This is a genomic window from Citrobacter sp. VF227, assembly GCF_052950715.1.
Genome location: NZ_JBRFVF010000093.1, coordinates 1 through 729 on the forward strand (window position 1 = coordinate 1; position 729 = coordinate 729).

Annotated in this window: 1 protein-coding gene; it reads right to left on the reverse strand. The window is 52.8% G+C overall.

Annotated elements, in window-relative coordinates:
* Positions 1-729, reverse strand: a 729-nt coding sequence (locus tag ACU8YC_RS25230) for a hypothetical protein (RefSeq protein WP_446895992.1), incomplete at both ends; no start/stop codon positions are given.

Below are 729 nucleotides of genomic sequence, written 5' to 3' on the forward strand. Positions count from 1 at the left end.
TCTGCAAACAGCTTGTCGAGGTTCCGCTCTTTCAGGCCGCGCCAGCGGAACCTTTCTAGTATCGCGGCTTTTACTGCAGTCTGATTCATTCCGTTTGGCCGCGGGCGCATGACAGGAGCTGTAAGTAGCTCTAGAAGTGCTGCTATCGCCAGCGCGTGCGAAGGCTTCGCTTCGCTAGATGAGGAGTTAGCCGTTCGAGAGCATTCTGCTTTCACATCTATCCCGCGGCGAAGCCAGAAATCGAGCCACCAATCAAAAGGGTACTTTCTGTCAAAGTTCAGTTCGCCGGCTCTGGCCGAAAGATAAAGAGCTTCATAGAAAGCGTAGAAGGCCGACATGCAATTTAGGACGGCTACCTCAACAGCGTTTAGCGGAACAACCGCCAAACTGCTCATCATAAGAAAGTTGAGGTCCGGCCTGAATGGGTAGTACGTCTGCTCGCCCCAATCAAAAGAGTTCGCTTCGGCGGACACGTCAAAATGCAGACCTGTCGCTAATGCAAGACCTTCTTCGGCTGTTAGGAAATACCGAAGCTGAAGGTCGGCATACAGCAGAGGGCCGGGATTAATTTGGCTTACGTCGAGAGCGTCGGGCTTATATTCGGCTAAGAATTTCGCAAGCGCCGACGCCAGATCCGGTTCGCCTTCATATCGTGGGTTTAGGCCGTACGGGATATCTGTCGCGATAATTTCCCCCGCCTCGCCGAGCACATACTGTGTTTCTTTCAAG